The organism is Serinibacter arcticus (assembly GCF_003121705.1).
GTDB lineage: Bacteria > Actinomycetota > Actinomycetes > Actinomycetales > Beutenbergiaceae > Litorihabitans.
Map to the genome: position 1 here is coordinate 739,729 of NZ_PYHR01000002.1, position 24,597 is coordinate 764,325.

At 69.6% G+C, this 24,597-nt stretch carries 15 protein-coding genes and 1 pseudogene; 6 read left to right on the forward strand and 10 right to left on the reverse strand.

From position 1 onward, the window contains the following. Positions 1–15 precede the first annotated feature (15 nt). Together C8046_RS03440 and C8046_RS03445 are read right to left on the reverse strand one after the other, a co-directional pair. The gene (locus C8046_RS03440; RefSeq protein ID WP_109228261.1) at positions 16–1,011 is read right to left on the reverse strand and encodes an LLM class flavin-dependent oxidoreductase; all 996 of its coding nucleotides are present in this window, start codon (positions 1,009–1,011) and stop codon (positions 16–18) included. After that, a complete protein-coding gene (locus C8046_RS03445) occupies positions 1,008–2,549 on the reverse strand; it encodes an MDR family MFS transporter (protein WP_235866070.1) in 1,542 nt (513 codons plus the stop codon). Before C8046_RS03445 ends, C8046_RS03440 begins: the two co-directional genes overlap by 4 nt. 100 nt (positions 2,550–2,649) lie before the next feature. Between C8046_RS03445 and C8046_RS03450 the strand changes: the two genes are divergently transcribed. Continuing rightward, positions 2,650–3,249 carry a TetR family transcriptional regulator gene (locus tag C8046_RS03450; RefSeq protein WP_109228262.1) on the forward strand — a complete coding sequence of 200 codons (600 nt, stop codon included), beginning with the start codon at positions 2,650–2,652 and terminating at the stop codon, positions 3,247–3,249. A 112-nt stretch (positions 3,250–3,361) separates the two neighbouring features. On the opposite strand, the gene C8046_RS03455 is transcribed toward C8046_RS03450, so the two are convergent. The 8 genes and pseudogenes from C8046_RS03455 to C8046_RS03490 form a co-directional block, all read right to left on the reverse strand. Then, positions 3,362–4,075, reverse strand: coding sequence for an NADPH-dependent F420 reductase (locus C8046_RS03455; protein ID WP_109228263.1), 714 nt, complete (start codon positions 4,073–4,075; stop codon positions 3,362–3,364). Between the two features lie 992 nt (positions 4,076–5,067). Beyond that, the gene (locus C8046_RS03460; RefSeq protein WP_109228264.1) at positions 5,068–5,361 is read right to left on the reverse strand and encodes a hypothetical protein; all 294 of its coding nucleotides are present in this window, start codon (positions 5,359–5,361) and stop codon (positions 5,068–5,070) included. Next, entirely contained in the window at positions 5,358–5,678 is a 321-nt protein-coding gene (locus tag C8046_RS03465) for an ArsR/SmtB family transcription factor (protein WP_109228265.1), read from the reverse strand. The genes C8046_RS03460 and C8046_RS03465 overlap by 4 nt, the downstream gene beginning before the upstream one ends. Before the next feature lie 199 nt (positions 5,679–5,877). Then, on the reverse strand, positions 5,878–6,801 hold the full coding sequence (locus tag C8046_RS03470; RefSeq protein ID WP_199224379.1) for an anchored repeat-type ABC transporter permease subunit: 924 nt from the start codon (positions 6,799–6,801) through the stop codon (positions 5,878–5,880). After that, positions 6,785–7,600: an anchored repeat-type ABC transporter ATP-binding subunit gene (locus C8046_RS03475; RefSeq protein ID WP_235866071.1), complete on the reverse strand. Its 816-nt coding sequence runs from the start codon at positions 7,598–7,600 to the stop codon at positions 6,785–6,787. Before C8046_RS03475 ends, C8046_RS03470 begins: the two co-directional genes overlap by 17 nt. Then, a complete protein-coding gene (locus tag C8046_RS03480) occupies positions 7,584–8,540 on the reverse strand; it encodes a choice-of-anchor M domain-containing protein (protein WP_109228266.1) in 957 nt (318 codons plus the stop codon). The genes C8046_RS03475 and C8046_RS03480 overlap by 17 nt, the downstream gene beginning before the upstream one ends. Before the next feature lie 71 nt (positions 8,541–8,611). After that, positions 8,612–10,179 (reverse strand): annotated as a pseudogene (locus C8046_RS03485) (anchored repeat ABC transporter, substrate-binding protein). A 54-nt stretch (positions 10,180–10,233) separates the two neighbouring features. Continuing rightward, positions 10,234–14,304 carry a TIGR03773 family transporter-associated surface protein gene (locus tag C8046_RS03490; protein ID WP_109228267.1) on the reverse strand — a complete coding sequence of 1,357 codons (4,071 nt, stop codon included), beginning with the start codon at positions 14,302–14,304 and terminating at the stop codon, positions 10,234–10,236. A gap of 195 nt (positions 14,305–14,499) precedes the next feature. On the opposite strand from C8046_RS03490, the gene C8046_RS03495 reads away from it, so the two are divergent. From C8046_RS03495 to C8046_RS03515, 5 genes are all read left to right on the forward strand, one after another. Then, a complete protein-coding gene (locus C8046_RS03495) occupies positions 14,500–17,565 on the forward strand; it encodes a choice-of-anchor M domain-containing protein (protein WP_109228268.1) in 3,066 nt (1,021 codons plus the stop codon). 212 nt (positions 17,566–17,777) lie between these two features. Then, entirely contained in the window at positions 17,778–18,791 is a 1,014-nt protein-coding gene (locus C8046_RS03500; RefSeq protein WP_109228269.1) for an aldo/keto reductase family protein, read from the forward strand. Between the two features lie 281 nt (positions 18,792–19,072). After that, a complete protein-coding gene (locus C8046_RS03505) occupies positions 19,073–19,315 on the forward strand; it encodes a helix-turn-helix domain-containing protein (RefSeq protein ID WP_109230717.1) in 243 nt (80 codons plus the stop codon). Between the two features lie 101 nt (positions 19,316–19,416). Further along, the gene (locus tag C8046_RS03510) at positions 19,417–21,708 is read left to right on the forward strand and encodes a hypothetical protein (protein WP_146197052.1); all 2,292 of its coding nucleotides are present in this window, start codon (positions 19,417–19,419) and stop codon (positions 21,706–21,708) included. A 298-nt stretch (positions 21,709–22,006) separates the two neighbouring features. After that, on the forward strand, positions 22,007–24,520 hold the full coding sequence (locus tag C8046_RS03515) for a penicillin-binding protein (RefSeq protein ID WP_146197053.1): 2,514 nt from the start codon (positions 22,007–22,009) through the stop codon (positions 24,518–24,520). Positions 24,521–24,597: the final 77 nt, after the last annotated feature.

Here is a 24,597-nt window from a genome sequence, read left to right on the forward strand (position 1 = left end):
TTGGCGTGGTTGGGCTCAGGTCGTGGAGGGGGTGACTCCCGTGCCCTGGGCGGCGAGGGCAAGTGAGCGCAGGCGCTGGTCCAGGGTGGGTGCTTGGTGGGCGGTGATGAGCTCGTCGGCTCGGATGCTCGCGGCGAAGTCGCGCAGGTACGTTGCGACGTCGGTGGTGTCGCCGACGGCGGTGTAGTGCATCAGTTGGTCGAAGTGGGCATCGGCGGGTCCCCGTAGAAGTGCGTCGGCGGTGTCTTCGTCCACGTCCTGACCGGGCCGCGCCAGGGCCGCGGCGGCGTCGCGCCGGATCTTCAGGCGGATGGCGAAGGCTTCCTCGCGAGTGTCGGCAGCGATGACGTTGACCCCTGCGATCAGGTAGGGACGTGGGGTTTGGGGTGAGGGTTCGAAGTGGGTGCGGTAGGTCTCGGCGGCCTCGTGGAGGAGCGAGGGAGCGAAGTGGCTGGCGAAGGCGTAGGGAAGGCCGAGGCGGGCGGCGAGGACGGCGCCGAAGAGTGAGGTTCCCAGGATGTAGAGCGGGACGTGGGTCCCACTTCCCGGGATGGCCTGAACTCCCGGCACCGGCGGGGTGTCGCTGAGTAGTCCCTGGAGTTCTCGGACGTCCTGGGGAAAGTCGTCGGCTGCGCTGGGGCGGCGGCGCAGCGCTGCGCTGGTGAGGGCGTCGGACCCTGCGGCCCGGCCCAGGCCGAGGTCGATGCGTCCGGGGTGGAGCGCTTCGAGGGTGCCGAACTGCTCGGCCACGACCAGGGGCGAGTGGTTGGGGAGCATGACCCCGCCGGCGCCCACACGGATGTGGCGGGTGTGGGCGGCGATGTGGGCGATCAGGACGGCGGTGGCCGAGGAGGCGATGTTGGGCATGTTGTGGTGCTCGGCGTACCAGACGCGGGAGTATCCCGATGCTTCGGCCTGCTGGGCGAGGGTGACGCTGGCGGCGAGGCTCTCACCGATGCTCTGGTGTGGGGCCACGGGGGCGAGGTCGAGGACGGACAGCTTGAGAGTCACGGCATCTCCTGGATGGGTTGACTGGTCGAGGGAGGGTCGCGTGTCTGCTTCGAGCTAGTGCACGGCGCCGATGGGGCGGGGTTGGCGGCCCTCTTGACGGTGAAGGACAGGAGCGCCGCGATCGCGGCCAGGACGGCGCCCCACAGGAAGGCAGCGTGAATCCCGGCGGCCTGTGCGGCGACCGGGTCTGTCCCCTCCGAGAGGGCCGAGTTGGAGACCGCAGTCATGACGGTGATGAACAGGGCGGTGCCGGCTGCGCCCGCGAGCTGCTGGAGGGTGTTGGTGATGGCGCTGCCGTGGGAGTAGAGCTCGCTGCGAAGTGATCCGAGGGTGGTGGTCAGCAGTGGCGTCATCACCAGGCCGAGACCGATGTTGAGGACGACGTGGGTCGTGATGATCTGCGTGAGGGTGCTGGAGTCGTTGAGCAGGTACATCCCCAGCAGTGCCAGGGCCACGACGAAGGATCCCGGCACCACCAGCGGTCGAGGGCCGATGCGGTCGTAGGCCCGACCGACGAACGGGGCGAGGATGCCCATGGCCAGACCACCAGGCAGCAGGGCAAGGCCGGTCTGGAGGGTCCCGAGCCCCATGACCTGCTGGAGGTAGATCGGCAGCAGGATCAACGTTCCGAACAGGCCGAGCATCGAGACCATGATCATCACGATCCCGAGGGAGAAGGCCCGTACCCGGAACGGACGCAGATCGAGCAGCGCCGCGTCTCGTCGCTGAAGTGAGATCTGACGCAGGACGAACACCGCAAGGGCCACGACGCCGGCGATGAGCGGGACGATCGGAGACATCGAGCCCTGGGTGGATCCGCCCTTACCGATCGCACTCAGCCCGAAGACCAGGCCACCGAAACCGACGGCGGATAGGACCACCGACAGTGCATCGAAGGGCGTGCTGCGGCGAGCGGAGAAGTCCTTGACCAGGACTGCGCCGACGGCCAGCACGACCAGAGCGATCGGCAGCACGGTCAGGAACATCCACTGCCAGCCGAGCGAGTCCAGGATGAAGCCCGAGAACGTCGGCCCGACGGCGGGCGCCACCGCGATCACGATCGAGATCAGCCCCATCGTGCTGCCGCGCCGAGAGACCGGCACGAGCGTCAGCACGGTCGTGGTCATCAGCGGCAGGATGATCGCGGTCCCGATCGCCTGGACGACGCGGCCGGCAACCAGGAGGGAGAAGGAGGGGGCGACAGCGCACAGCAGCGTCCCGATCGTGAACAGGGTCAGAGCGGCGACGAAGACAGCCCGGGTGGAGTAGCGCTGGAGCATCAGCCCTGTCGTGGGGATGACCACGGCCATCGTCAGCAGGTACCCGGTCGTCAACCACTGGGCGGTGGCTGCGTCCACCGAGAACTCCACCATCAGCGTCGGCAGCGCCACGCTCATGATCGTCTCGTTGAGGATCATCACGAATGCGCCGGCCAGCAGCAGGCCGATGACCAGCTTCAGCGGGCGGGGCAGTCGATCGGACGAAGCGGCGACATTTGTGAGCGCGTGCTGGTCGTCCTCGGTGGCAGAGAGAGCCAAGAGCGTGTCCCTTCGAGTGATCGCTCGAGTCCCGAGCAGTGCCACTCTACGACCCACGTGACAGTCACTGTCAAACGAGCGGGCTGGTAGCATCTCCGGCATGACGACGACCTCACCACTCCGCGACGTCGCGCGCCGAGCAGTCCACGCTGAGATTGCCTCGACTGCCGAGCGGCTCTTCCGTGAGCACGGCTTCGACGCCACGACCGTGGACCAGATCGCCGCAGCCGTGGGGATGTCACAGCGCACGTTCTTCAGGCACGTGGGCGGCAAGGACGACCTCGTGCTGTCCACGTTCGTCGAGCAGGGGCAAGCGATGGTCGAGGCTGTCGCCGCTCGGCCCGATGACGAGGACCTGTGGGTCTCGCTGCGTCACGGCTTCGCCCCGGCGATCGCATTCCACAACGACGCCGCCGGCCAGGAGCGGGCGATGCTGATGTGGTCGATCGTGGAGTCCAGCCCGACCCTCCGGGCTGCCTACCTGGAACGGATGGAGACCGTGCAGCGCCAGCTCATCGAGTGCCTGGCCTCGCGGAGCGACGCACCCGAGCGACCCGTCGTCTGCGCAGTCGTGGGCGCCGCCTTCGCCGCCCTGAATGCTACGCAGGGCCAATGCGACCACCTGCGAACCTCGAGCCAGGTGGCCACAGAGCTCGACGCCGTGATGGGGGCGCTCACCCCGCGCATCTCACGCGCCTGACGAGGACGTTCTCAGGCGGGAAGGGGCCGCCGTTGGGGGCTCGAGGCGGAGGTGAGCGCTGGACCCGAAACCTCGCCTCGAGCACGGCGACGCGTGCGCCCCCCGCTCGGACTCAGGCTTCTGCGGAGAGGAGCTCGCGCACGCGGTGAGCAGGCAGAGGCTTACCGGGATCGGTCGTCATCCGCGCGCCCCAGTCCTCACCCGAGCCGCTGGGGTCCGCCATGTATGCCTTCACGAACACCGGACGACCCACCTCGAATCGGCTGCAGCCGACCAGCGGCCCGGCATCAACGGCGTCCCAGCCCAACAGGTTCAGGAGCTCCGTCGCCCTCACCTTGGCCGCAGAGATGTCGCCGGCGACCGGCAGTGCGCTGCGGTCCTTCGAGCCCGCCGGTCGCGCCAGCGCCAGCAGGTGACCGGAGTAAATGTTGCTGAATGCCTTCACGACGTCCGCGCCGGGCAGGAAGTCCTGCAGCAGGTGACTCGGCGACGGGGCCGCTGCGGCGAGGTCCGCAACGTCCGCGTCGCGGAACGGGATGAAGTTCGTCGCGTCGAGGACCAGCCTCCCCTCGAAGGCGTCGGCGGGCAGGTCGCGGTACCGACCGAGCGGGATCGAGACGACCACCACGTCGGACGCGGCCACGGCCTCCCGCACCGTGCTGGCGTGCACCCGGTCGCCGAGCTCGGCAGCAAGGTCCGCCAGGGTCTCTGGACCCCTGGAGTTGCTGAGGAACACCTCCATGCCCGCGCTCGCTGCGAGCCTCGCCACGACGGAACCGATGTTCCCGCTCCCGACGATGGCGACCTTGAGGTCTTGCGCGTCCATGTATCTCACCTTCACTCTCCGGCCCTAGGCATGAACCTCTGACCTGTAATCGACCGTGATTCGACCTCGCGGGCGCCCTTGCTAAACAGTGTAGGTCCGATCTGACAGCGACTGCCACTCAGGTCGCACACCAGCGCACGCGGCGGAGGACGCGGCCACGCCGACCCCAGTACCTCCACGTACCCGTGCAGGTGCTCGAGCCCCCAGGTCGGTTGCTCGAGCCGTCCGAACAGCGCAACGTGGACCGCTCGCAGGGCGGTCGCGTCGGCGCCGGTGTCGACCACGACAGACTCGGCCTGGCCACCTGCGCCAGCGGCGCGTCATCAACAACACCGGCGCTGGCACCCACTTCTACTCGGTACGAGGTCGAGCCCGGGATTGATGTCGAGGACCCGCTGAGGGCAGCTAGAGGTCGTTCCTCCCCTAGCCGGGCCCGCTCGAGGGGCGTACCGTCGCGGGTCCACATCGCGTCAGCGCGTGCCCCATTTCTTGCCACAAGCAGAGCCGCAGAGACGCCGAAGGGACGCACGAGAGATGCAGACACATCCGTCAGCTTCGTCGGAGTACGCCCGTGACCTGCGGCGATACCGGATCGTTGGATCGGCCCGCCCTCTACTACGACGTCTGATCGTCCGACGTCGGTCAGCTTCGCAGCACCGCCTGCACACTGACCTGCAGTGATGGCAACCCCGTCGCCCCCTGGGCGGCGGGGTTGCCGTCGTTCTGCGCCGACTTCCGGGTCGCGACTGCGCGATCGGCACCTCTTCGGACGGCCCGGGCCGTGGAGCCAGGGACCCCCGCAGCCTGCGGTCGCCCGTCCGACTGCGACGCAGCCACGTCCATGAGGAGCGTCACCGCTGCTGCGCGCCTCGAAGGAGACCGGCACGCCGGCGGTCGCGTGGTCCTGGCCCTGGTTCTCGGCCGACGGGAGATGCGCTTGCCCTCCGACACCGCGACATCGGAGCCTAGGTCCCCCACCGACCCGACGACGCTCAGTGCTCGTCGTAGTGGTCCTCGTGAGCGGCGTGCTGGTGCCCGTCGTGAAGGTAGTCGGTGTGTCCGTCGTGCTCGACGCTCTGATGTCCGCATCCGGCGCCGTGACGGTGCTCGTCGGCGGAGTGCTCGGCGACGGATTCGTGCTCGTCGTAGTGGTCCGAGTGGAGCGCGTGGCGGTGGGTGCCGTGGAGGTAGTCCACGTGGTCGCCGTGGGTGACGCTTTCGTGTCCGCAGTCCTGGCCGTGGTGGTGCTCTCCGACGGTGTGCTCGGCGTGCGTGTCGATGCTCATGCTGGTTCCTCTTCGTTCGTGCGCGCGTGTGCGTCGCGGGGTTCCTGGACGTGGACGAGGGCATCGGCGATGACGTGAGCAACATGCTCGTCCGCCAACGCGTAGACGACCGACCGACCTTCCTTGCGAGTGGTCACCAGACCGGTGAGACGCAGTGTCCGCAGGTGCTGCGACACCAGGGGCTGCGGGAGCTTCGTCGCGTCCGCAAGGGACCCGACGGTGCGGGGCTCAAGGCTCAGGAGTCGAAGCAGCCACAGACGCGGCTCACTTCCCAGGACCTTGAACAGCTCGGCGGCCTCGGAGATCCCTGTTTCCACAACATCACCTCACCACACACATGCAAGCCTGGCAATACGTCGATGTGTTGGGAATGAGAACCGCGTCCGACACGCGGGGCTGGCGTCCCGTTCCAGACCCGTTCCCTCCGGCACTCTCGCAGGCCGCCCGAACAGCGAGGCCGACCCCCTCGGCGACCTCCTCATCAGAACCGCCGGACGGCCTGCGCGGGCGCGTCGCTCATCGTGCAGACTCGGCGGTCACCCTCTCTGCGCGAGTGCCATCGGCGCTTCTCGTGCCGGAGCTCCGGCCGCGGCTTCGGTAGCGGCCCAGCAGTCCGTGGCGCGGTGCCAGCAGCCACGTCAGGAGGAAGACCGACGTCGCAGTGAGCACGATGGTTCCGCCTGTGGGTAGGTCGATCGACCACGACAGGTACAGACCGACGATCGCGCAGACTCCCCCGATGGTGGGCGCCAACGCCATCATGACGCCGAGTCGGTCGGTCAGCAGGCGGGCGGTTGCCGCCGGGGTGACCAGGAGCGCCAGCACGAGGATGTTCCCGATGGTCTGTACCGACACGACGACGGCGACGGTCACCATCACGTAGAGGGTCAGGTCAAGAGCGAAGACGGGCAGGCCGGTGGCGCGAGCCATCTCGCGATCGAGGCTGACGGCCACGAACTCCTTGTGCAGGAGGAAGACGAGCAGGAGCAGGAGCGCGCCGGCGATGGCGACGACGTAGAGGTCGGAGTCCGGGATGCCGGTGATCGAGCCGAACAGGAAACTCTGCAGCGAGCCGGAGTAGCCCGGAGAGCGGGAGATGATGACGATGCCCAGGGCGAAGGCGCCGGCGAAGAACACCCCGATGACGGAGTCCTCCTTCAGACGCCGGTTCTGGGAGAAGACGGCGACCAGGACCGCCGTGACCACGCCGGCGACCATGCCACCCAGGACGAGCGATCCCTGGAGCACGAACGCGACGGCAAGGCCGGGGAAGACGGCGTGGGCCACGGCGTCGCCGATGAAAGCCATCCCGCGCAGCACCACGTGGCAGCCGATGACGCCGCAGATGATGCTGGACATCACCGCGATCAGCAGCGCTTTGGGCAGGAAGGAGAGCATCGGGTTGGTCAGGTCGTTGACGAACTCACCGAAGGTCAGCACGGTGGACTCCGATCGTGGCGAGCAGCGGTGAACCGGGTCGGAAGCCGAAGGCCTCGATCCAGACTCCAGGGTCGGCGAGCTCGTCCGGCCGACCGGTGGCGATGACGCGACGGTTGACGAGGTAGAGGCGTTGGCAGGCCACGAGGGCGCCGGCGAGGTCGTGAGTCGTCATCAGCAGCGCGTGCCCCTCCTGCGCGAGGGATGTGAACAGGTCCGTCAGGAGCTCCTGCGTGGGGATGTCCAGACCGGTGAAGGGTTCGTCCAGGAGCAGCAGGCAGGGGCGGAGCGCCAGTGCCCGTGCGACCAGGACTCGCTGGCGCTGACCGCCGGAGAGCTGACCGACCGGGCGTCTGCGCAGATCCTGCATGTGGACGCGCTCGAGTGCCTGGCGGGTGGCGCGGTAGTCCTCCACGCCGGCGCGCCGGCCCCAGCCGATGGCGCCGACCCTTCCCGACAGCACCACGTCCTCGACGCTGATGGGAAAGTCCCACGCGAACTCGTGCCGCTGCGGCACGTAGCCGACCTTCCGCCGACCGGCCCCTGCCGTGCTGCCCCCGATCGTCACGGTCCCGCCGCGGATCTGGGTCAGGCCCAGCACCGAGCGCAGGAGGGTGGTCTTACCTGCCCCGTTGGGACCGATCAGGCCGACGAGCTCGCCCCGTGCGACCGTCAGGTCGATCTCTCGCAGGACCTCTCGGCCCCCTAGGTCGACCGCGAGCCCTTCGACGGTCAGCTCGTGCCCGGTGCTACCAGGGACGGGGGTCTCGAGGGTCGTCGCCGTCTCAACCACGGTGGTCACCGGCCTCGGCCTCGGCCTCGGCCGCGCGGCGCGCACGGCGGGCGCGGGCCATCGTCAGCACGACGGCCGCCCCGATGAGCAGGACGGCCCCGCCGGCGATCAGGGCGGGAACCGACAGGGCGGCCCCGCCCTGACTGTCGGATGCGGACGGGGCGCCGGCGGCGGTCTCGTCGTTGCCCGCGGTGGGCGGGTCGGCGGACTGCTCCGACGTGGCCGACGGGTCCGTGGCGGTCGGCTCGGTGGTGCCGGTCACGACCTCGGCGGCGAACGCGTCCTGCGGGTCGGTGTCGTCCCCGACCGCGATACGCATCGTCTGACGATCGCTGGCTCGCGTCCCGTCGGCCAGGTCGGCGAAGACCTCCACGTCCAGGAGGTAGACGCCCGGCTCGGTGAAGACCCAGTTGCCGTGGACGTGGGAGTTGGCCTGGGCGAAGACGTCCTGGGGCTCGGTGGTGTCGGAGGACCACAGCAGCTGGGCGGGGTCGAAGTTGCCGTTCTGCAGGAAGAGGCTGAACTGTCCCGGCCCCTGGACGCCGTGCAGCCGCAGCGTCATGCCGCCTCCCATGACGGCCACGGCCGAGGGGTGCTGACTGTTCCAGCCCGCCCAGACCACGGCGGTGTTCTGGGTCTGGGGGATGACCCAGACGTCGCTGCCGGGCTCGACGTCGATGAAGTCAAACTGGGCGTCCTCGGGGGCGGGCAGGATCGAGGTGTCGGGGACGTCCAGAACGACGTCCTCGAGCGAGCGCCACACCGAGGGAGCGGTGGTGTCGTCGCGCAGCTGCAGCGTCCAGACACCGTCCAGGACGCGCGGCCCCATGTCGACGTGGCCGGCGTCGATGACCACCTTCCCCTGCCCGGTGGGTTCGTCGGGCGCGACCGTCTGCTCGAGAGGGTCTGTAGAGGTGGAGGTGAAGGCCGCGGCCGCCGCGCCCGGCATGAGCAGGGCGGCGGTGACCGCGGCGGTCAGCAGGGGCAGGAAGCGAGGGGACGCATGGAGAACTCGTTCTTTCAGGAGAGGCAGGAGTGCAGGGAGTCGGCGTTGAATCGCATCATCGCCGTGTAGCTGGCAACCTCGTCGTCGAAGGCGTCGCCGTAGATGCGGCACACCTGGATCCCCATCTCTCCGGCGACCTCGGTCAGCGTGCTCGAGCGCGCGATCAGGTTCGGCTCGAGGAAGACGGCGGGGACGTGGAGGTTGCGGATCGTCTCCACGAGACGACGTCGTTCCTGGACGCTCGGCTCGGTAGAGGGATTGGGGGTGACGAAGCCGGCGATGTCGATGCCGTAGGCCGATCCCAGGTAGCCGAAGGCGTCGTGGGTGGTCACCAGGTGGCGTCGGGACGGGGGATGTCGTCGATGCGCGCCTGGACGTAGTCGTCGACCTCGGTGAGCTCGCGGAGATAGGCGTCGGCGTTCGCCCGGTAGTCCTGCGCTCCGTCGGGGTCGATCTCGATGGCGGTGTCGCGGATGATCTCGACGTAGGACTGGGCGTTGCCGACGTCCTGCCACAGGTGCGGATCGATCTCGCCGTGCACGTGTGCGCCGAGGACCGCCTGGGGCAGCTGGTAGATCTGGGCGCCGGGGCGGCCGAGGAAGCGGTAGCCGGTGCCGGCTGGAACCTCGTGGAGCGCCTTGGTGGGGACCTCGATGACCGTCTCCTCGGCCGGGTGGACGTGCTGCGCGGTGTCGCCTTCACCGTGGTGGTCGGCGAGGAGGAGGAGCTCCCCGGTGTCGATGTCCACCGTGACGTCGGCGTGCCCGGCGTCCAGCACGGTCACGTTCTCGCCGGCCGCGGAGTGTGGATCGACGCCGACCGCGAACGTAAGCGTGGTGGGGGCCACGAGCGCGACGGTCCGCTCGTCGTCGACCTCGAGCTCGGCCGCCAGGGTCAGGGTGTAGATCCCGGGTTCGGTGAAGGCCCAGCTCATGTGGGTGTGGGCGTCCGGGGGCAGCGTGAGGGTGTCGTCCTCGTTGATGCCGTCAGAGGTGTTGAAGTAGAAGGCGGGCGTGCCGAACGTCTCGGTGAGGTAGGCGACCATCTCTCCCGGCCCTTGGACGTCGGTGGCGTGGATGCGGATCTGGGAGGTGCGGTCCGCCCCCAGCTTCTCGCCCGTGCCGCGCACCCTCATGCCGAGCCACAGGGTGTCCAGGGAAACGTTCTCCACCAGCGGGATGATCTCGGCGGCGTACTTCACGGCCTCCTCGGCCAGCGCGATGTTGGGCACGTCGGGGTTCACGTTGGAGTCCAGCGTGCGGATGATCGCCCGCCCCTCCAGGAGCATGTAGTTGGAGAAGGCGGCATCGGCGTAGACGACGGAGCGCACGTCACGCAGCGAGGGTTCGTAGCTGTGCGGGTCCGCGCCCGGTGGCACGAGCGAGTCCACCTGCATCCGATCCCCCACCACGTTCCGGGCGAGATCGGCGAGGATCTCGGTCGTGGTGATGATGCTGGGCCGTGCGGGGTCGAGCGCGGGGTTCGTGCCGGCGACGCAGGCGCTTAGTCCGGCGGTTGCGAGAACGGCTGCGGTGGTGGCAGCGACTTGGCGGGCAGCAGGGCGGTGGGAGTGGGGGTTCATGGGAGACCTCTCGCGTCGCGGGGGCCGCAGCTGCGGCCCCCGCGACGAGTGGTGCTAGGCCGGCTCCCGCCGGCCGTGGGCGGTGCGGCGCTTCGCGGCCACGTGGAGGACGGCACCGACCAGGACGGCGATCGCACCGGCCAGGGCGAGCGCGGCCGGGTCGGTGTCCACGCCGGTGGAGGCCAGCGTGCACGACTGCCCGGAGGCGGTCTTGCCCTGCCCCGCCGCAGGCTTCTTCTCGGCCTCGGTGGACCCGTCAGCAGCAGGAGCTGCTGCCGCGGCTCCCGCCTTCCCCGCCGCGGCGGGGTCGCTCTGCCCGACGGCGAATCGAAGCGTGCTGGTCGCCGACTCCCCGTCCGCGGCGATCGTGAAGGTCACCGTGTACACGCCCGCCTCGGTGAAGACCCAGTTGCCGTGCTGGTGGGTGTTGGCCGGGATGGTGTAGCTCGTCGGGCCACCGACGGTGTCCACGACCCGCTGGCCCACGAGCTGACCGAAGTTCCCGTTCAGGAAGATCGCCACCTCGCCCGGGCCTTCGGCCTTGTCCAGGGTCAGGGTCGCGCCCTGGGCGCCGGGGCCGTTGACGATGGTCTCGTGCTGCGTGTTGAACCCGATCCAGGGGATCCCGACCTCCTGGATCTGCTGGATCATGTAGACGTCCTGACCTGCCGGTGCCACGAAGTTCAGCTCGGCCGGGATGTCCGCGGCCTTGCGCAGCGCGGGCTCGCCGACGTCGAACACGACGCTCTCGGGCTGGCGCCACACGGGCGGTGCGGTGCGGTCGTCCTTCACCTGGATCTGGAACTCGCCGTCCTGGACCACGGGACCGAAGTCGAAGTGGCCTTCGCTCCCCACGACGACTTCACCTGTGGGCGCCGGGGCGGCGGCGCCACCCGCGCCCGGGGCGGGGGCGGGGGCGGGGGCGGGGGCCTTGGCAGCGGCCGAGCCCGTCACGGGGAGGCAGACCGGTGGGGTGCCGGACCCTGCGGATCCGCCGCCGGAGGGGGCCGACGCGTCGCCCGCCGCCTTGCCGCCACCTGGTCCGGTGGCACCCCCGGTTCCGGGGGTATCACCAGCTCCAGGAGCACCCGGGGGCGGCGTGGTCGGCGGCCGTGTGACGTCCGCGCGGGCAGGAAGCACCTTGAGGTCGGCCCAGCCCGCCAGCTGGTTGCCGGCGTCGACCACGGACAGGCGGTGCGCCCCTGGTTCGGTCGAGCGCGGGACGGTGACGAGGAAGCTGCCCTCGGCGTCAGTCCGGACCCATCCGTCGGTGACCAGGGTGGGATCGGAGTGCAGGAAGGCCGCCACCGTGGCCACGCCGTCGGCCGGGAGGTCGACCCGCACCTGCTCGCCGGCGCGCACCTGGGAGGGTGCCAGGGTGAGGCCGCCGCGGGTGGAGTCCGTCAGCTCCGTCGAATCAGGCGCGAGGGGATCGGCCGCGGGCGGTGCGACGCAGTCGCGGTAGTCAGGCGGGAGGTCCGCATCCCCGACCGTGAACAGGTACGTAGCAGTGTTGGTGGTGTGGCTGACGTCGCCCTTGTGGGCGGTCGCGGTGACGGTGATGAAGTACGCGCCCGGCTCGGTGAAGGCCCAGTTGGAATGCACGTGGGCCAGTGCGCCCTGGTGGATGGTGCCGGGCAGCTGGAAGCGTCCGTCGTTCAGCAGGGCGGTGGCGCCGCCGAAGGAGCTGCTCGACCAGAGGTAGACCTCCCCGGGCCCCTCGACGCCGGTGACGTCGATGTCGACGGTCTGCCAGCCGCCAGGCGCCAGCTCGAGGCTGTCCCAGCCGGGCCACAGGAGGTCGGCGTCCTGGGTGAGCGGGAGGTAGTACGCCGGACGGTCGTGCAGCGCGGTGGGAACACCGGCGACGGCGGGCAGGGTCGTCAGTGCGTCCTCCTTGACGAGGAGGTTGACGTCCTGCGGCGAACGCGCCACGCGCTGGCCGGTGACGTCCTCCTTCAGCTCAAGAATCGGCAGCTTGTCCGGACCGCCCAGGCCGAGGCTGAAGGTGTCGACGTGCCCGTGGTCGAGGTCGGTGGCCCAGCACTGGCCGGGAGGTGCCTGGGTGACGACGACGGTCACGGGCTGGGAGGTCAGCGTCTGCTCCCCCACGGTCGCCACGACCCGCAGGCGCTGGCCATCCCGCGCCGTGGCGGAGTAGGTCGCCGAGGTCTGGCCGGCGATCGGGTTCCACGTGGGCTGTCCGATCAGCGGGGTGGTGTAGGCCTGCCAGGCGTAGGCAGCGCCCGGGGCGGGTTCGTCGGTGACAGCGGTCAGCGTGACGGTCTCCTCACGCTGGTAGGAGGACTTCAGACCGGTGACGGCCACGCTGGTCGGCAGCTGCGGCCCCGCGGTCGCGACAGAGACGGTGACGGACGGGGAGGTCAGACTCCAACCGTTGCCGCTGGCCACGACCCGGATCTTCTCGCCGTCCGTGGCGGGGAGCGTCAGGGTGGAGGCGAGCTGGCCGGCCACCGGCGTCCAGGTGCTGGCGTCGGTGGAGGTCTCCCAGCGGTAGGTCACCTCGTCCGGCTGGATGTCGGTCACGGCCGACAGACGAACGCTCTCACCGAGCTCGTAGGAGGGCTGCAGGCCCTCGATCGTGAGAGAGGTCGGGCTGGGGGCGTCGGTGCGGACGGTGACGGGCTCGGAGACCACGTTCTGGCCATAGGTCGTGTACGTGGCGCGGATGCGCTGGCCGGCAAAGGCCGGGGTCGTCAGCACGGAGCCCGCGGCTCCTGCCACCGGGGTCCATCCGTTGGAGGAATCGTCGGAGGTCTCCCAGGCGAACACCCCACCGTCGACCAGGATGTCGGGCTTGGCCTCAAGGACCACGTCCTGCCCCGGGAGGTAGGACTCGAGCAGTCCCGTGACGGTCAAGGTGGTGGGCAGGTCGACGAGCTCCACCACGACGGGCTGCGCGGTCACCTCGCGCGAGCCCGAGAGGTGGGTCACGCGGATCTGCTGGGCGTCGACGGCCGGCACGGACAGCTCTGCCGCGGTCTGGTCGCTCAGCTCCGACCACGCCAGTCCGTCCGGTGACGTCTCCCACCGGTAGGTCGCGCCAGGCAGGTCGGCGTCCGTGACGGCGGTCAGCTCGACGACGTCGCCCGGGAGGTAGGGGTTGGTCAGGCCCTGGATCACCACGTTGCCGGCAGCGAGCTCGATCGTGGTCACGGGGGCGGAGGTGACGGTGGCGCTGCGGGCGGTGATGACCGCGCGCAGCTGCTGGCCGTCTTGGACGGGCGCGCGGTAGGTGTCGGTGACCTGGTCGGGCACCTGCGACCACGCCGAGCCGTCGAGCGAGGACTCCCACCGGTAGGTGGCGTTCTTCAGCGAGACGTCTGTCTGGGCCAGGAGCTCGACCGTGTCACCGGGGAGGTAGGACTCGGCCAGGCCGGACAGCGTGACGCTGGTGGGCGGGGTCTGGGCTCCGACGGTGAAGAGGTAGGTGGCCTCGTTCGTGGTGGCGGCGGCTCCGGTCGCCGAGCTGGAGACGTCGGCACTGACCGTGAGGAGGTACTCCCCCGGCTGGGTGAAAGCCCAGTTGGCGTGCACGTGGGCCAGCGCGCTCTGGTGGATCGTGCCGGGGAGCTGGTAGCTGCCGCCGTTCAGCAGCGGCCGCTTGTCCCCGAAAGAGCCCTGTGACCACACGAAGATCTCACCGGGGCCGTCGACGTCGGTGATGTGGATGTCGACGGTGTTCCAGGCGGAGCCGAGCTGGAGGCTGTCCCACCCGGGCCACAGCAGGGTGGGGTCCTGGGTGAGGGGGAGGTAGTGCGCGGTCTTCCCGAGAAGCTCCTCGGGGAAGTAGGACGCGTAGGAGGCGCCGTCGGGGAACGCTGTGAGCGCCTCGTCCTTGACCACCAGGTTGACCAGCTCGGGGTCGTGGGGGACGTGACTGCCGGTCACGTCCTCTTTGAGGTTCAGGGCTGGTGCACCGTCGACCAGGGTCAGGTTGAAGGCGTCGATGTGGCCGTGGTCGAAGGCAACCGGCCGCTCGTCGGCGGCCGCGGGAACCGCGGTCAGGGCCAGCGACCCTGCGAGGGCGAAGATCCCTGAAACGGCGGCCGCCAGGCGTGATCGTCGATGGGTGCCCGGTCGATCAGGGGCAGAAGTAGACAAGAGTTCTCAACTTTCAGCGCCGGGGCGCAGCAAGGGTGACCACCGGGAGGTCAGGGTGGTCGTCAGCGTCGAACGGCACTCCGCCGCCGAACAGGCAGGCGTGTGCGCACGGGTCGACCCTCCCGAGCGCCGACCACCGGTCACGCTACCTCATAATGAGAATCGTTTCCGTTCTCATTTACAAGGAGAGGTTCCATGAACACCACTGTTCGACGGCGAGGGGCTCTGGTTGGTGCACTCGCACTGGTCAGCGCCTTCTTCGTTCCCCTCACGGCCCAGGCCGCCGAGGGTTCACCTCCACCGAGTGCCGAGCTGCGCGTCCTGTCGCGCGTGCACACCGACGCCGTCTCCACCTTCCCGACCGGGTCCGGGTTCGAGCTGGCCAGCAAGGCCGACGTCGCCGAGGGCAACGGCACCCGCCTGGATCCCGCCACGGTCCTGTTCCACCTCGATGCCGACGCGGCACAGCAGGTCCGGGCCGGGTACGAGTTCATCGCCCCCGTCGGCTCACAGATCTGGATGGCACCCGAGAGCAACCCCATGGGCCCGGAGGGCTACGCAGCGCTGTGGCCAGGCTTCTCCACGGAGTCCGTCCCCGCCGGCGCGCTCCAGGGCGATCGCACCACCTTCACCCTGGAAGACCTCCAAGGTCCCGGAGACCTGGAGCTGTTCACCGGTGGTGGCCTCAGCTCTCCGAACCGTCTGTGGTCCAGTGATGAGGACATCACCAGCTTCACCATCGGGCGCACCCACATGCACGCCAACTGGGCCTTCACCGCTTCCGGGACCTACACGCTCGACGTCTCCGCACAGGCGAGCACCGCGGCAGGCGCCGCCGTCTCGGCGCGCAACACCTACACCTTCGTCGTGGGCGACCTGGCTCCTGCGGCTGCCACGACCACGACGCTGACCGCCTCCACCACCGCCGCGGCCGCTGGTCAGGCCCTGACTCTGAGCGCGACCGTTTCCCCGGCCGCTGCGACCGGCTGGGTGGAGTTCCGCGACGGCGACACCGTGCTGGGGCATCAGGAAGTCGCTGCCGGGACTGCCGAGATCACCACGTCGGCGCTGGCTCTGGGTCAGCGCTCGGTGACTGCTCGTTTCGTGCCGGCTCTTCTCAACGACTACACCCCCTCCACCTCTGCGATTGTGACGATTGCGGTCAGCCAAGACCCGGGGGGTGACGTTTTCGGCATCACCGGCCTGAAGGGCACCTACCAGGCTGGCGAGATCATCGACCTCACAGCGACCGGCGTTCCAGCTCTTCGTGACGGCGAGCGGTTGCGCTGGGCGGTGCGCAGCCCCGCCACCGGAGGATCCACCTACTTCAGCGCCGGACCGAGCGACGACCGCTGGACGCGTGATGCGACCACTGCCTTGAACGGCGTGGAGATTTCGCTGGTGATCTACAACAGCTCCCTCCCCTCCGCGCAGCGCTACGTGCAGCGGACGCCGTGGCAGCCGTTCCACGTCACCGGACAAGACATCGGGTCGGGTGACCTCGCTGTGACCTGGCAGGGCCTGGAGGAGAGCTACTTCGGCGGGGACCCGATCCGCGTCACGGCACAGCACGACGACCTCAGCACCGATCAGTCCTACCGCTGGGTCTTTCGCGGCCTGCCCTACGACACCTCCTGGAACGAGCTGACCGAGTTCCAGGGAGCGCCGACGGGCGAGAATCCCTTCCTCATCGACACCCAGACCGTCGTGTGGTCAGAGATCGCCCTCGAGGTCGTAGACGCGCAGGGGGCAGTGGTGGGCCGCTCGCCCGCGATCCATCCCTCGGTGACGCAGCGCGAGCTCGTCCTGGAGGGTGCCCGCGGCGTCTACCGCGCGGGAGAGACCATCGAGATCGCCTCGACCCTGACTCCGGCGCGCGACGACGCGGCCTACCGCTGGCTCCTCGGGCCGAACCAGTGGGAGGCGACGGAGGTCGGCATCGGCCCTGACCTCACCTTGCCGATCACGGCCGAGATGGAGCGTCAGACTCTCTTCCTCATCGCGACCGACGCCACGACCGGCTCCCAGATCGCCAGCCCCTCGCACGTCGTTCGCGTGACCGAGTCTGCCCCCGGCGCGCAGGTCCTCCTGCTGGCCGGGCTCGGGGAGCACGGCGACCACTACCACCAGGGATCCCCCGTCGTCCTGCAAGCCGTGGCTGACCCCGTAGCCAGCGACAGCGACGTATACCGGTGGGAGTGGAAGCGCCCCGATCAGCAGGGGTGGAGCGTGATCGAGGGCTTCACCGGTCCGCGACATGAGGTCACAGCCGAGCAGGCACTTGATGACACTCAGGTGCGCGCGACACTGCTGACGAGCACGGGGATCGAGCTCGCCACCAGCGAGATCGGCACGATCCTGGTGGACGACCACGGCGCCGCCCCGCGCCAGCGCGTCACCATCACCGGTACCGCAGACGGCTACACCGCCGGTCAAAGCATCACGGTCACGGCCGGCGTCGCCCCCAGCTCGGTCTTGCAGCGTTGGGAATGGCACGTTCAGCGGCCCGGCGCGTCACAGTCCGAACTCCTGACCACCGAAACCGCCTCCTCGGTGACGCTCACCGCAGCCGAGGATCTCGACGGCGCTCAGCTCACTGCGCGTCTCACGTTCGACGACGGCCGCGTCTACGTCCAGTCCACACCCGTGACGCTGACGGTTGCTCCGGCGCCGGTCGAACCGATCACGTTCACGGACGTGCCCGAGGATCTGCAGTTTGCCGAGGAGATCACCTGGCTCGCCGCCCGGGGCATCAGCACCGGCTGGGAGATGCCCGACGGCACCCACCAGTACCGTCCCGTGACCCCGATCGCCCGCGACGCGATGGCCGCCTTCCTTTACCGGATGGCTGGCTCCCCCGCCTACCAGGAGCCTCAGGACTCACCCTTCACCGACGTCGCCACCAACAACCAGTTCTACAAGGAGATCGCCTGGACGCACGCCTCCGGCATCTCCACCGGCTGGCCCAACGGCGATGGAACGTCCTCCTACCGCCCCCTGGAGAACATCAACCGCGACGCCATGGCCGCGTTCCTGTACCGCTACGCCAAGCCGGCCAGCTACCACGCGCCCCCGACCAGCGCCTTCACCGACGTCGCCACGGACAACCAGTTCTACAAGGAGATCGCCTGGCTTCACGCCTCCGGCATCTCCACCGGCTGGGTCCAGCCCGACGACACCACCCAGTACCGCCCCCTGACCAACATCAACCGTGATGCCATGGCGGCCTTCCTGCACCGCTACCACCACAGGTCCGGCTAGCCGCAAGAGCTCGAGCTGCACGACGACGTCCGATCGTCCGACGTCGGTCAGCGGCGCAGCACTGCTGCGAGCCTCTGATCTGCAGTGATGGCAACCCCGTCGCCCTCCGGGCGGCGGGGTTGCCGCCGTTCTGCCACAGTTCCGGGGTCGTGACGGCTCGATGACCGAATCTCGGCCGGGACGACCCGGTGCGTCACGCCTACTGTGGAGAGATGGTCAACTATCGATACCTCGGCAACTCCGGTCTGAAGATCTCCGAGATCACCTACGGCAACTGGCTCACCCACGGCTCGCAGGTCGAGAACGACGCGGCGACCGCGTGCGTGCGCGCCGCGCTCGACGCGGGGATCTCCACCTTCGACACCGCGGACGTCTACGCGAACACGAAGGCCGAGCAGGTGCTCGGCGACGCACTCAAGGGCGAACGTCGCGAGTCCCTCGAGATCTTCACGAAGGTCTACTGGCCGACCGGCCCGGGCGGGCCCAACGACACGGGCCTGTCGCGCAAGCACATCATGGAGTCGATCAACGCCTCGCTCACCCGCCTCGGCACCGACTACGTCGACCTGTACCAGGCGCACCGGTTCGACACGGAGACGCCGCTCGAGGAGACGATGCAGGCGTTCGCCGACATCGTCCGTCAGGGCAAGGCGCTCTACATCGGCGTGAGCGAGTGGACCGCGGACCAGATCCGCGCGGGCCACGCCCTCTCGAAGGAGCTGGGCTTCCAGCTCATCTCCTCGCAGCCGCAGTACTCCATGCTGTGGCGCGTCATCGAGAACGAGGTCGTCCCGACGTCGGCCGAGCTCGGCATCTCCCAGATCGTCTGGTCCCCCGTGGCCCAGGGCGTGCTGACGGGCAAGTACACGCCCGGCGCCGAGCTGCCGGCCGGGTCGCGCGCCACGGACGAGAAGGGCGGCGCGAACATGATCAAGCGCTTCATGCACGACGACGTCCTGCAGCGCGTGCAGGACCTCAAGCCCGTCGCCGACGAGCTCGACCTCTCCCTCGCCCAGCTCGCCGTCGCGTGGGTCCTGCAGAACGACAACGTCGCCGCCGCGCTGATCGGCGCCTCCCGCCCCGAGCAGGTCGCCGAGAACGTCAAGGCGTCCGGTGTCGTCATCCCCGAGGAGCTGCTGGCGAAGATCGACACGATCCTCGGCGGCGTCGTCGAGCGCGACCCCGCCAAGACGGCCGAGACCGCGCCGAAGACCCGGGTGGTCTGACCGACCGCGGTGCCGTCCAGCCTGACGACCAGGCTGAGCACAGAGCGATCCCCCGGGCCGGCGGAGAACTGGCCCGGGGGATCGTGCTGTCGCCGGTGCGCCTGACAGTTGTGGCACCCTGCACGTCACTCACCAGCGCGTCGTGGCGAGAGGCCGCCTCGACCTGGCCCCGACACGGGTCCGGAACTCCCGGCAGCTCGATCGTGGCCCCTCGGGGTCACGTCACCAGCCGATCCAGACGCTACTGATCAGTCTGTAGACGGATGCGTAGCGCTGCGAGGATGCTTCCGCGAGTGAGAGGAGACCTCCAACGCCGGGTGGGCCGGCGGGTTCACGACCTGCGGATGGCACGCGGGCTGAGCCAGGAGGCCTTCGCTCTCCAGCTCGGGGTCCATCGGACACATCTCGGAAGCATCGAGCGGGGTGAGCGCAACCTGACCCTGCAGTCCGTCGAGGGCTTGGCGGAGAGGCTCGGAGTCGATGTTGACGACCTGGTTGTCGAGCCCGGGGACGTGAGCGACTGACCTGGCCTCTTCACGTAATGCAGACGCTTCCTTAAGACCATACGCTCAGCCGTATGAGACTGATCAGTAGCAACAACCATCGTCGTCCGATGGTTGCCGCCGTGGGAGCCGTGGTACTCGTGTCCGCTCTCGCGTCCTGCAACCCGGGGGGCCCCGAGGACGCGGGACCCGACGACCCGACCCCGCCCGCCGAGACGTCCGAAGCACCCTCCGTCGTCGACCCGGCGGCCTTCCTCGATGCGCTGCCGGTCGACGCCTCTCTGCTGTCGAGCTCGGCGCAGCCGACCGACCTCAGCGCCGTCGGTGGTCGCGACGGTCTTCCCGGCGTCGTTCTCACCCGAGCCACCGGGCCCGGCAGCGAAGCACCGCACCTGGTGGCGTGGCAGATCGCTGAGTCGGGCGCCAGCGAGATCGATCTCGGGCTGCCGATGACGGGTGAGCTCCGGACCGTGGAGATCGCCGCCGACGAGGTCACCGCGGTGGCGGGGTCCACGTGGGAGGCCGGCGCCGTGACTTCCTTCCTGGCACGCTCGAGCGACCGTGCGACGTGGACCGATGTGCCGCTGCCTGACGAGCTGGGCGGTGTCGCGCTCCTCGACGTGTCCGTGTCGGGGTCGCGGATCACCGCTGTCGGAATCGACGCGGCACGGCAGGTCGTGCTCGTCTCGGTCGGCGCCGAGGACGTCGTGACCGTCGCAGACATCGCTCCCGCCCCGTCGGGCCAGAACCCCACCGTGGTCCTCGCGACGGTCGGCGACGACGTCGTCGTGGTGTCGACCTCGGAGGGTCAGCGTCCTGGGATCGTCGGTTGGCGCTCGACGGACGCCGGAAGCTCCTTCGAGGAGCTGTCGGCGCTGCCCGACTCGGGGATGGAGACGCTGTCGGGGATCGCGGCCCAGCCGTTCGGCGGAGCCGCCTACTGGCTGGTGTCGGGCACGCAACGAAACGAGGCGGGGAACGTCCGTCCGCTCGTGCTGAGCTCGACCGACGGAACCACGTGGGAGCCCGAGACCGACTTCATCTACGACACCGACGAGGAGTGGGTGCCCTGGAACGGTGAGGTGGCCGACGCGAGCATCGGGGAGCCGATGTTCCTGGACACGGGCGTCGCCACCATCCTGGGCTCGGCGTCCGGGACCGCGGCCAACTGCGTCTACCGCAACTCGCCCCCGCAGTGGTTCACGTCGGAGAGCTGGTGCTCGCTCCGAGCCTTCACCGGCGGCCCCTCCGCCTCAGGGGTGGCCGTGCCCAAGGAAGGCGGCGGCGCCAGCGTCGTCCGGCTCGCCGACGGGGTGCTTCAGGTCTCCACGATCACGGCCGAGGGTGTGTGGGTGGACGCACCTCCCGTGACACGAGCAAGCCCGCCGTTCCTCTCGTCCATCATCGTCTCGGCCGACGACGCCGACACCGTCGAGGTGGCGCTCCAGCGGCTCACGTTGACGGTGAGCGAGGAGCGCTGGCGACGCGACGCCTCCTTCGCCCAGGTCATGGTCGATGCCTCGGGAGCGACCCCCGCCACGCCGGTGGGCGCCGAGCACGTCGAGGTGGGCACCGGCACCGACCGGTTGCGGATGGACCTGAGGGCCCCGGACGGAAACCCGGCCCTGGGGTTCAGCTACCTGGACCCGGCCGGGGGGTGGGTGCCCTCCCAGGGTGACTTCGACGGCCTGTTCGGAGGGACGCCCGTTCGCGTGAGCGATCGGTGGGTCATCAGCGCGACCGAGCGTCCGGGGTTCGCCTACTCGTCCGGACGCAACGAGGTCGCCCACCTGACCTCGACCGACGGGGTGGCCTTCTCCCGCGTGGGCCCCGATCAGACAGGCGCCCCGACCGGGGGCGGATCGTCCATCGGTCAGACCTGCTCCGCTCCCGGTGGGGAGTTCGTGACGGTCGGAGAGGTGATGGAGACGTTGCCGGAGGCCCGCGGCGGAGTGTGGTGGGGTTCTGGCGACGAGGTCAGGTACCTCGAGGCCGACACGGGTGCCTCGACACGCTTCACCGCATGCGCGACCGTCAGCGAGACCGTGGTCGCGGTCCTGGAGACACCAGAGGGAACGCAGACGGGATCGCTCAGCCCCGAGGGAGCCTTCGAGACTCGCGCCTCCCTTCCCGCAGGTACGACCCTGGGGCGGCTCACGGGCGGGGAGTCCCTCCTCGGGATCGGCGACGTGCGCACCCGTGACTACGTCGGCCCCGCGATTCTCATCTCCGCCGATGGCGCCGCCTGGTCCTGGGTTCCCCTCCCCACGCTGTCACGCAACTTCCGCGGCCAGATCGCGGTGCAGGGTGACGACGCGATCGTCGCCGGCGTCAGCGAGGGCGGCCTCGAGGCCTGGCACGTCTCCGACCTCGCCGGTCTCATCGCCGCCGCGGTCCCTCTCGAGGATGCCTAGGAGCCAGCGCTCGTCGATCGGCTTGCGGAGCCGTTCATCTTCCCGGCCGTGACTGCACGCAGCGGCAGAGCCCGCACCCCTCCTACAGGGGTGCGGGCTCCGTCGTTGCGGCGGAGGCACCACGGCTCCGGCCGAAGCGGCGACACCCGGGCACGGGCCCTGCCACGAGGGGTGGTCTGACAGTGCCTCCCTCACCTCGACGAAACCCCGTAACGTCGAAGGCTCATTTCCCCGTCGGCCCCCGCGCCCCGACCCACGACCGTCAGCCGCCCCTCAGCTTCTCCGAGGAGAGACTCCCATGTCGTCCACATCACGTCCGCCACGGCACTCCGTCAACATCTTCCAAGCGATCGCCCTCCTGATGGCGTTCCTGCTCGTCGCCGGGGTCGGTGGTGTGCTGACGGCCGGGCTGCTGATGCCCGCCGTCGCCGCCGTCGGCTCGACGTCGAACGCCGCCCAGCGGCTCTTCGACGACCTCCCGACCGAGCTGGAGATCTCCCCGCCGTCGGAGCAGTCCCAGATCCTCGCGTCCGACGGCAGCCTGCTGGCGACGTTCTACGCCGAGAACCGCGTCGTCGTCCCGCTGGAGGAGATCTCGCAGAACCTGCGCAACGCGGTCATCGCGACCGAGGACCAGCGCTTCTACGAGCACGGCGGTATGGACCCCGAGGGTCTCGCGCGTGCGGTCGTCCAGACGGTGGGCGGCAACACCCAGGGTGCCTCGACCTTGACGCAGCAGTACGTCAAGAACGTCCTGCTCGAGCAGGGGCTGGTGGCAGGGGACGAGGAGGCGATCAACGCCGCGACCGAGGCTGACGGCGCGGAGGGCATCAGCCGCAAGCTCCAGGAGATCAAGTACGCGATCTCGCTGGAGAAGGTCTACGAGAAGGACCAGATCCTCGAGGGCTACCTGAACATCGCGCAGTTCAGCATCAGCAACTACGGCGCCGAGGCCGCCTCGCAGTACTACTTCGGTCACAGCGCCGCCGAGATGACGCCCGCCGAGGCCGCTCTCGTGGCCGGCGTCACGAGGAGCCCGGGCGTCTACGACCCCACGCGCGGGGAGGACGACGGCTACGAGACCGCGACGAACCGTCGCGACACCGTGCTGGTCCAGATGCGCGACCAGGGCTACATCACCCCGGAGGAGTTCGACGTGGCCGTCGCCACGCCCGTGGCCGACATGCTCGCCATCACCCCCACCCCGGTCGGTTGCAGCGCCGCGGGTGTGAGCGCCTACTTCTGCGAGTACGTCACCAACGTCCTGCTCAACGACGGCTATCTCGGCGCCACGCAGACCGAGGCGCGGGACGCGCTGCGCCGCGGCGGCTACACGATCCGCACCACGATCGACCCGGTCCGCCAGGACCAGGCGTTCGAGTCCCTCGTCGCCGAGATCCCCGAGAACGACCCGACCTACCGCTCCCCCAACGGCGAGGGCCGCACCGAGGGCATCTCCGGTGCCATCAGCACGGTCGAGCCCGGGACCGGCGACATCATCGCCATGGTGCAGAACACCACCTACGGCGAGGCGACGCCGGAGAACCCCCGCGCCACCCGGCTGAACTTCAACGTCGATCGCGCGTACGGAGGTGGCGCAGGCTTCCAGACCGGATCCACGTTCAAGGCCTTCGTCCTCGCCCAGTGGCTGATCGAGGGGCGGTCGCTCAGCGAGCCGATCAACTCCGCCAACAACCAGTCCTTCCCGGCCGGCACGTGGGACATCTCGTGCTCGCCCGAGAGCGTCGCCAACTACGACCCGCGCAACCTGGAGCCCGGCGGCGGCACCATGTCCGTGCTGCAGGCCACCATGGACTCGGTCAACACCTCCTACGTCCGCATGGCCAACCAGATGGACCTGTGCGCGCTGCGCGAGACCACCTCGGCCATGGGCGTGCACGTCGGCGACGGCACCATCGACCCCGCCCGGCTGCCGGCGACCAGCGGGGCACGCTCGCTGTACGAGGCCCAGGCCGGAGCCGACATCCTCGCGATCCCCTCGATGGCGCTGGGCTCCAACACCATCGCGCCGCTCACCATGAACGCGGCCTTCGCCACGTTCGCCGCGGGCGGCATCTTCTGCGAGCCGCGGGCGATCACCGGCATCACGGATCGCGACGGCGTCGAGGTCGTCGTCCCCGAGCCGGAGTGCTCCCGGGCGCTCGAGGAGAACATCGCCGCCGGCGTGAACCACGCCCTGCAGAACGTGGTCCAGCGGGGCACCGCCACCGGCGCTCGCCTGGACCGCCCCGCAGCCGGCAAGACCGGAACCGCCAACGAGGACTACCACGCGTGGTTCATCGGCTACACCCCCCAGCTCTCCACCGCCGTGTGGATGGGTCACAGCGAGGGCGACATCCCCATGGTCCGCACCACCCTCAACGGCCGCTACCACGCCCAGATCTTCGGTGGCCGGATCCCTGCCCCGATCTGGGGCGACTACATGACCAAGGCCACCGAGGGGATGGACGTCGAGGGCTTCCCAGACGCCCAGGAGCGTCAGATCTTCGGCGACCGCGTCGCCGTCCCCGGCGTCGTGGGCCAGTCCGTCAACGGCGCCACGGCCACCCTGCGCAACGCTGGATTCCGGGTGATCGTCGGTGAGGGCCGTTACAGCGCCACCGTCCGGGCCGGCGCCGTCGCCCAGGCGTCCCCCGGCTCCGGCGCCCGCGTCGCGCCCGGCGCCGCCGTGACCGTCCACCCCAGCCTCGGCCCGGAGCCCGCCCCGCCCGCCGAGCCCGAGGACACTGACGAGCCGGGCGACGTCGACGAGCCGGGTGAGTCCGAGGAGCCCGACGGCGACGACGACTGACTCGGTCGGCCGGGCGCCCGACCCACGCGGACGACCCACCCGCGCCGGCGGGTGGGTCGTCTGCGGAACGGCCGTCG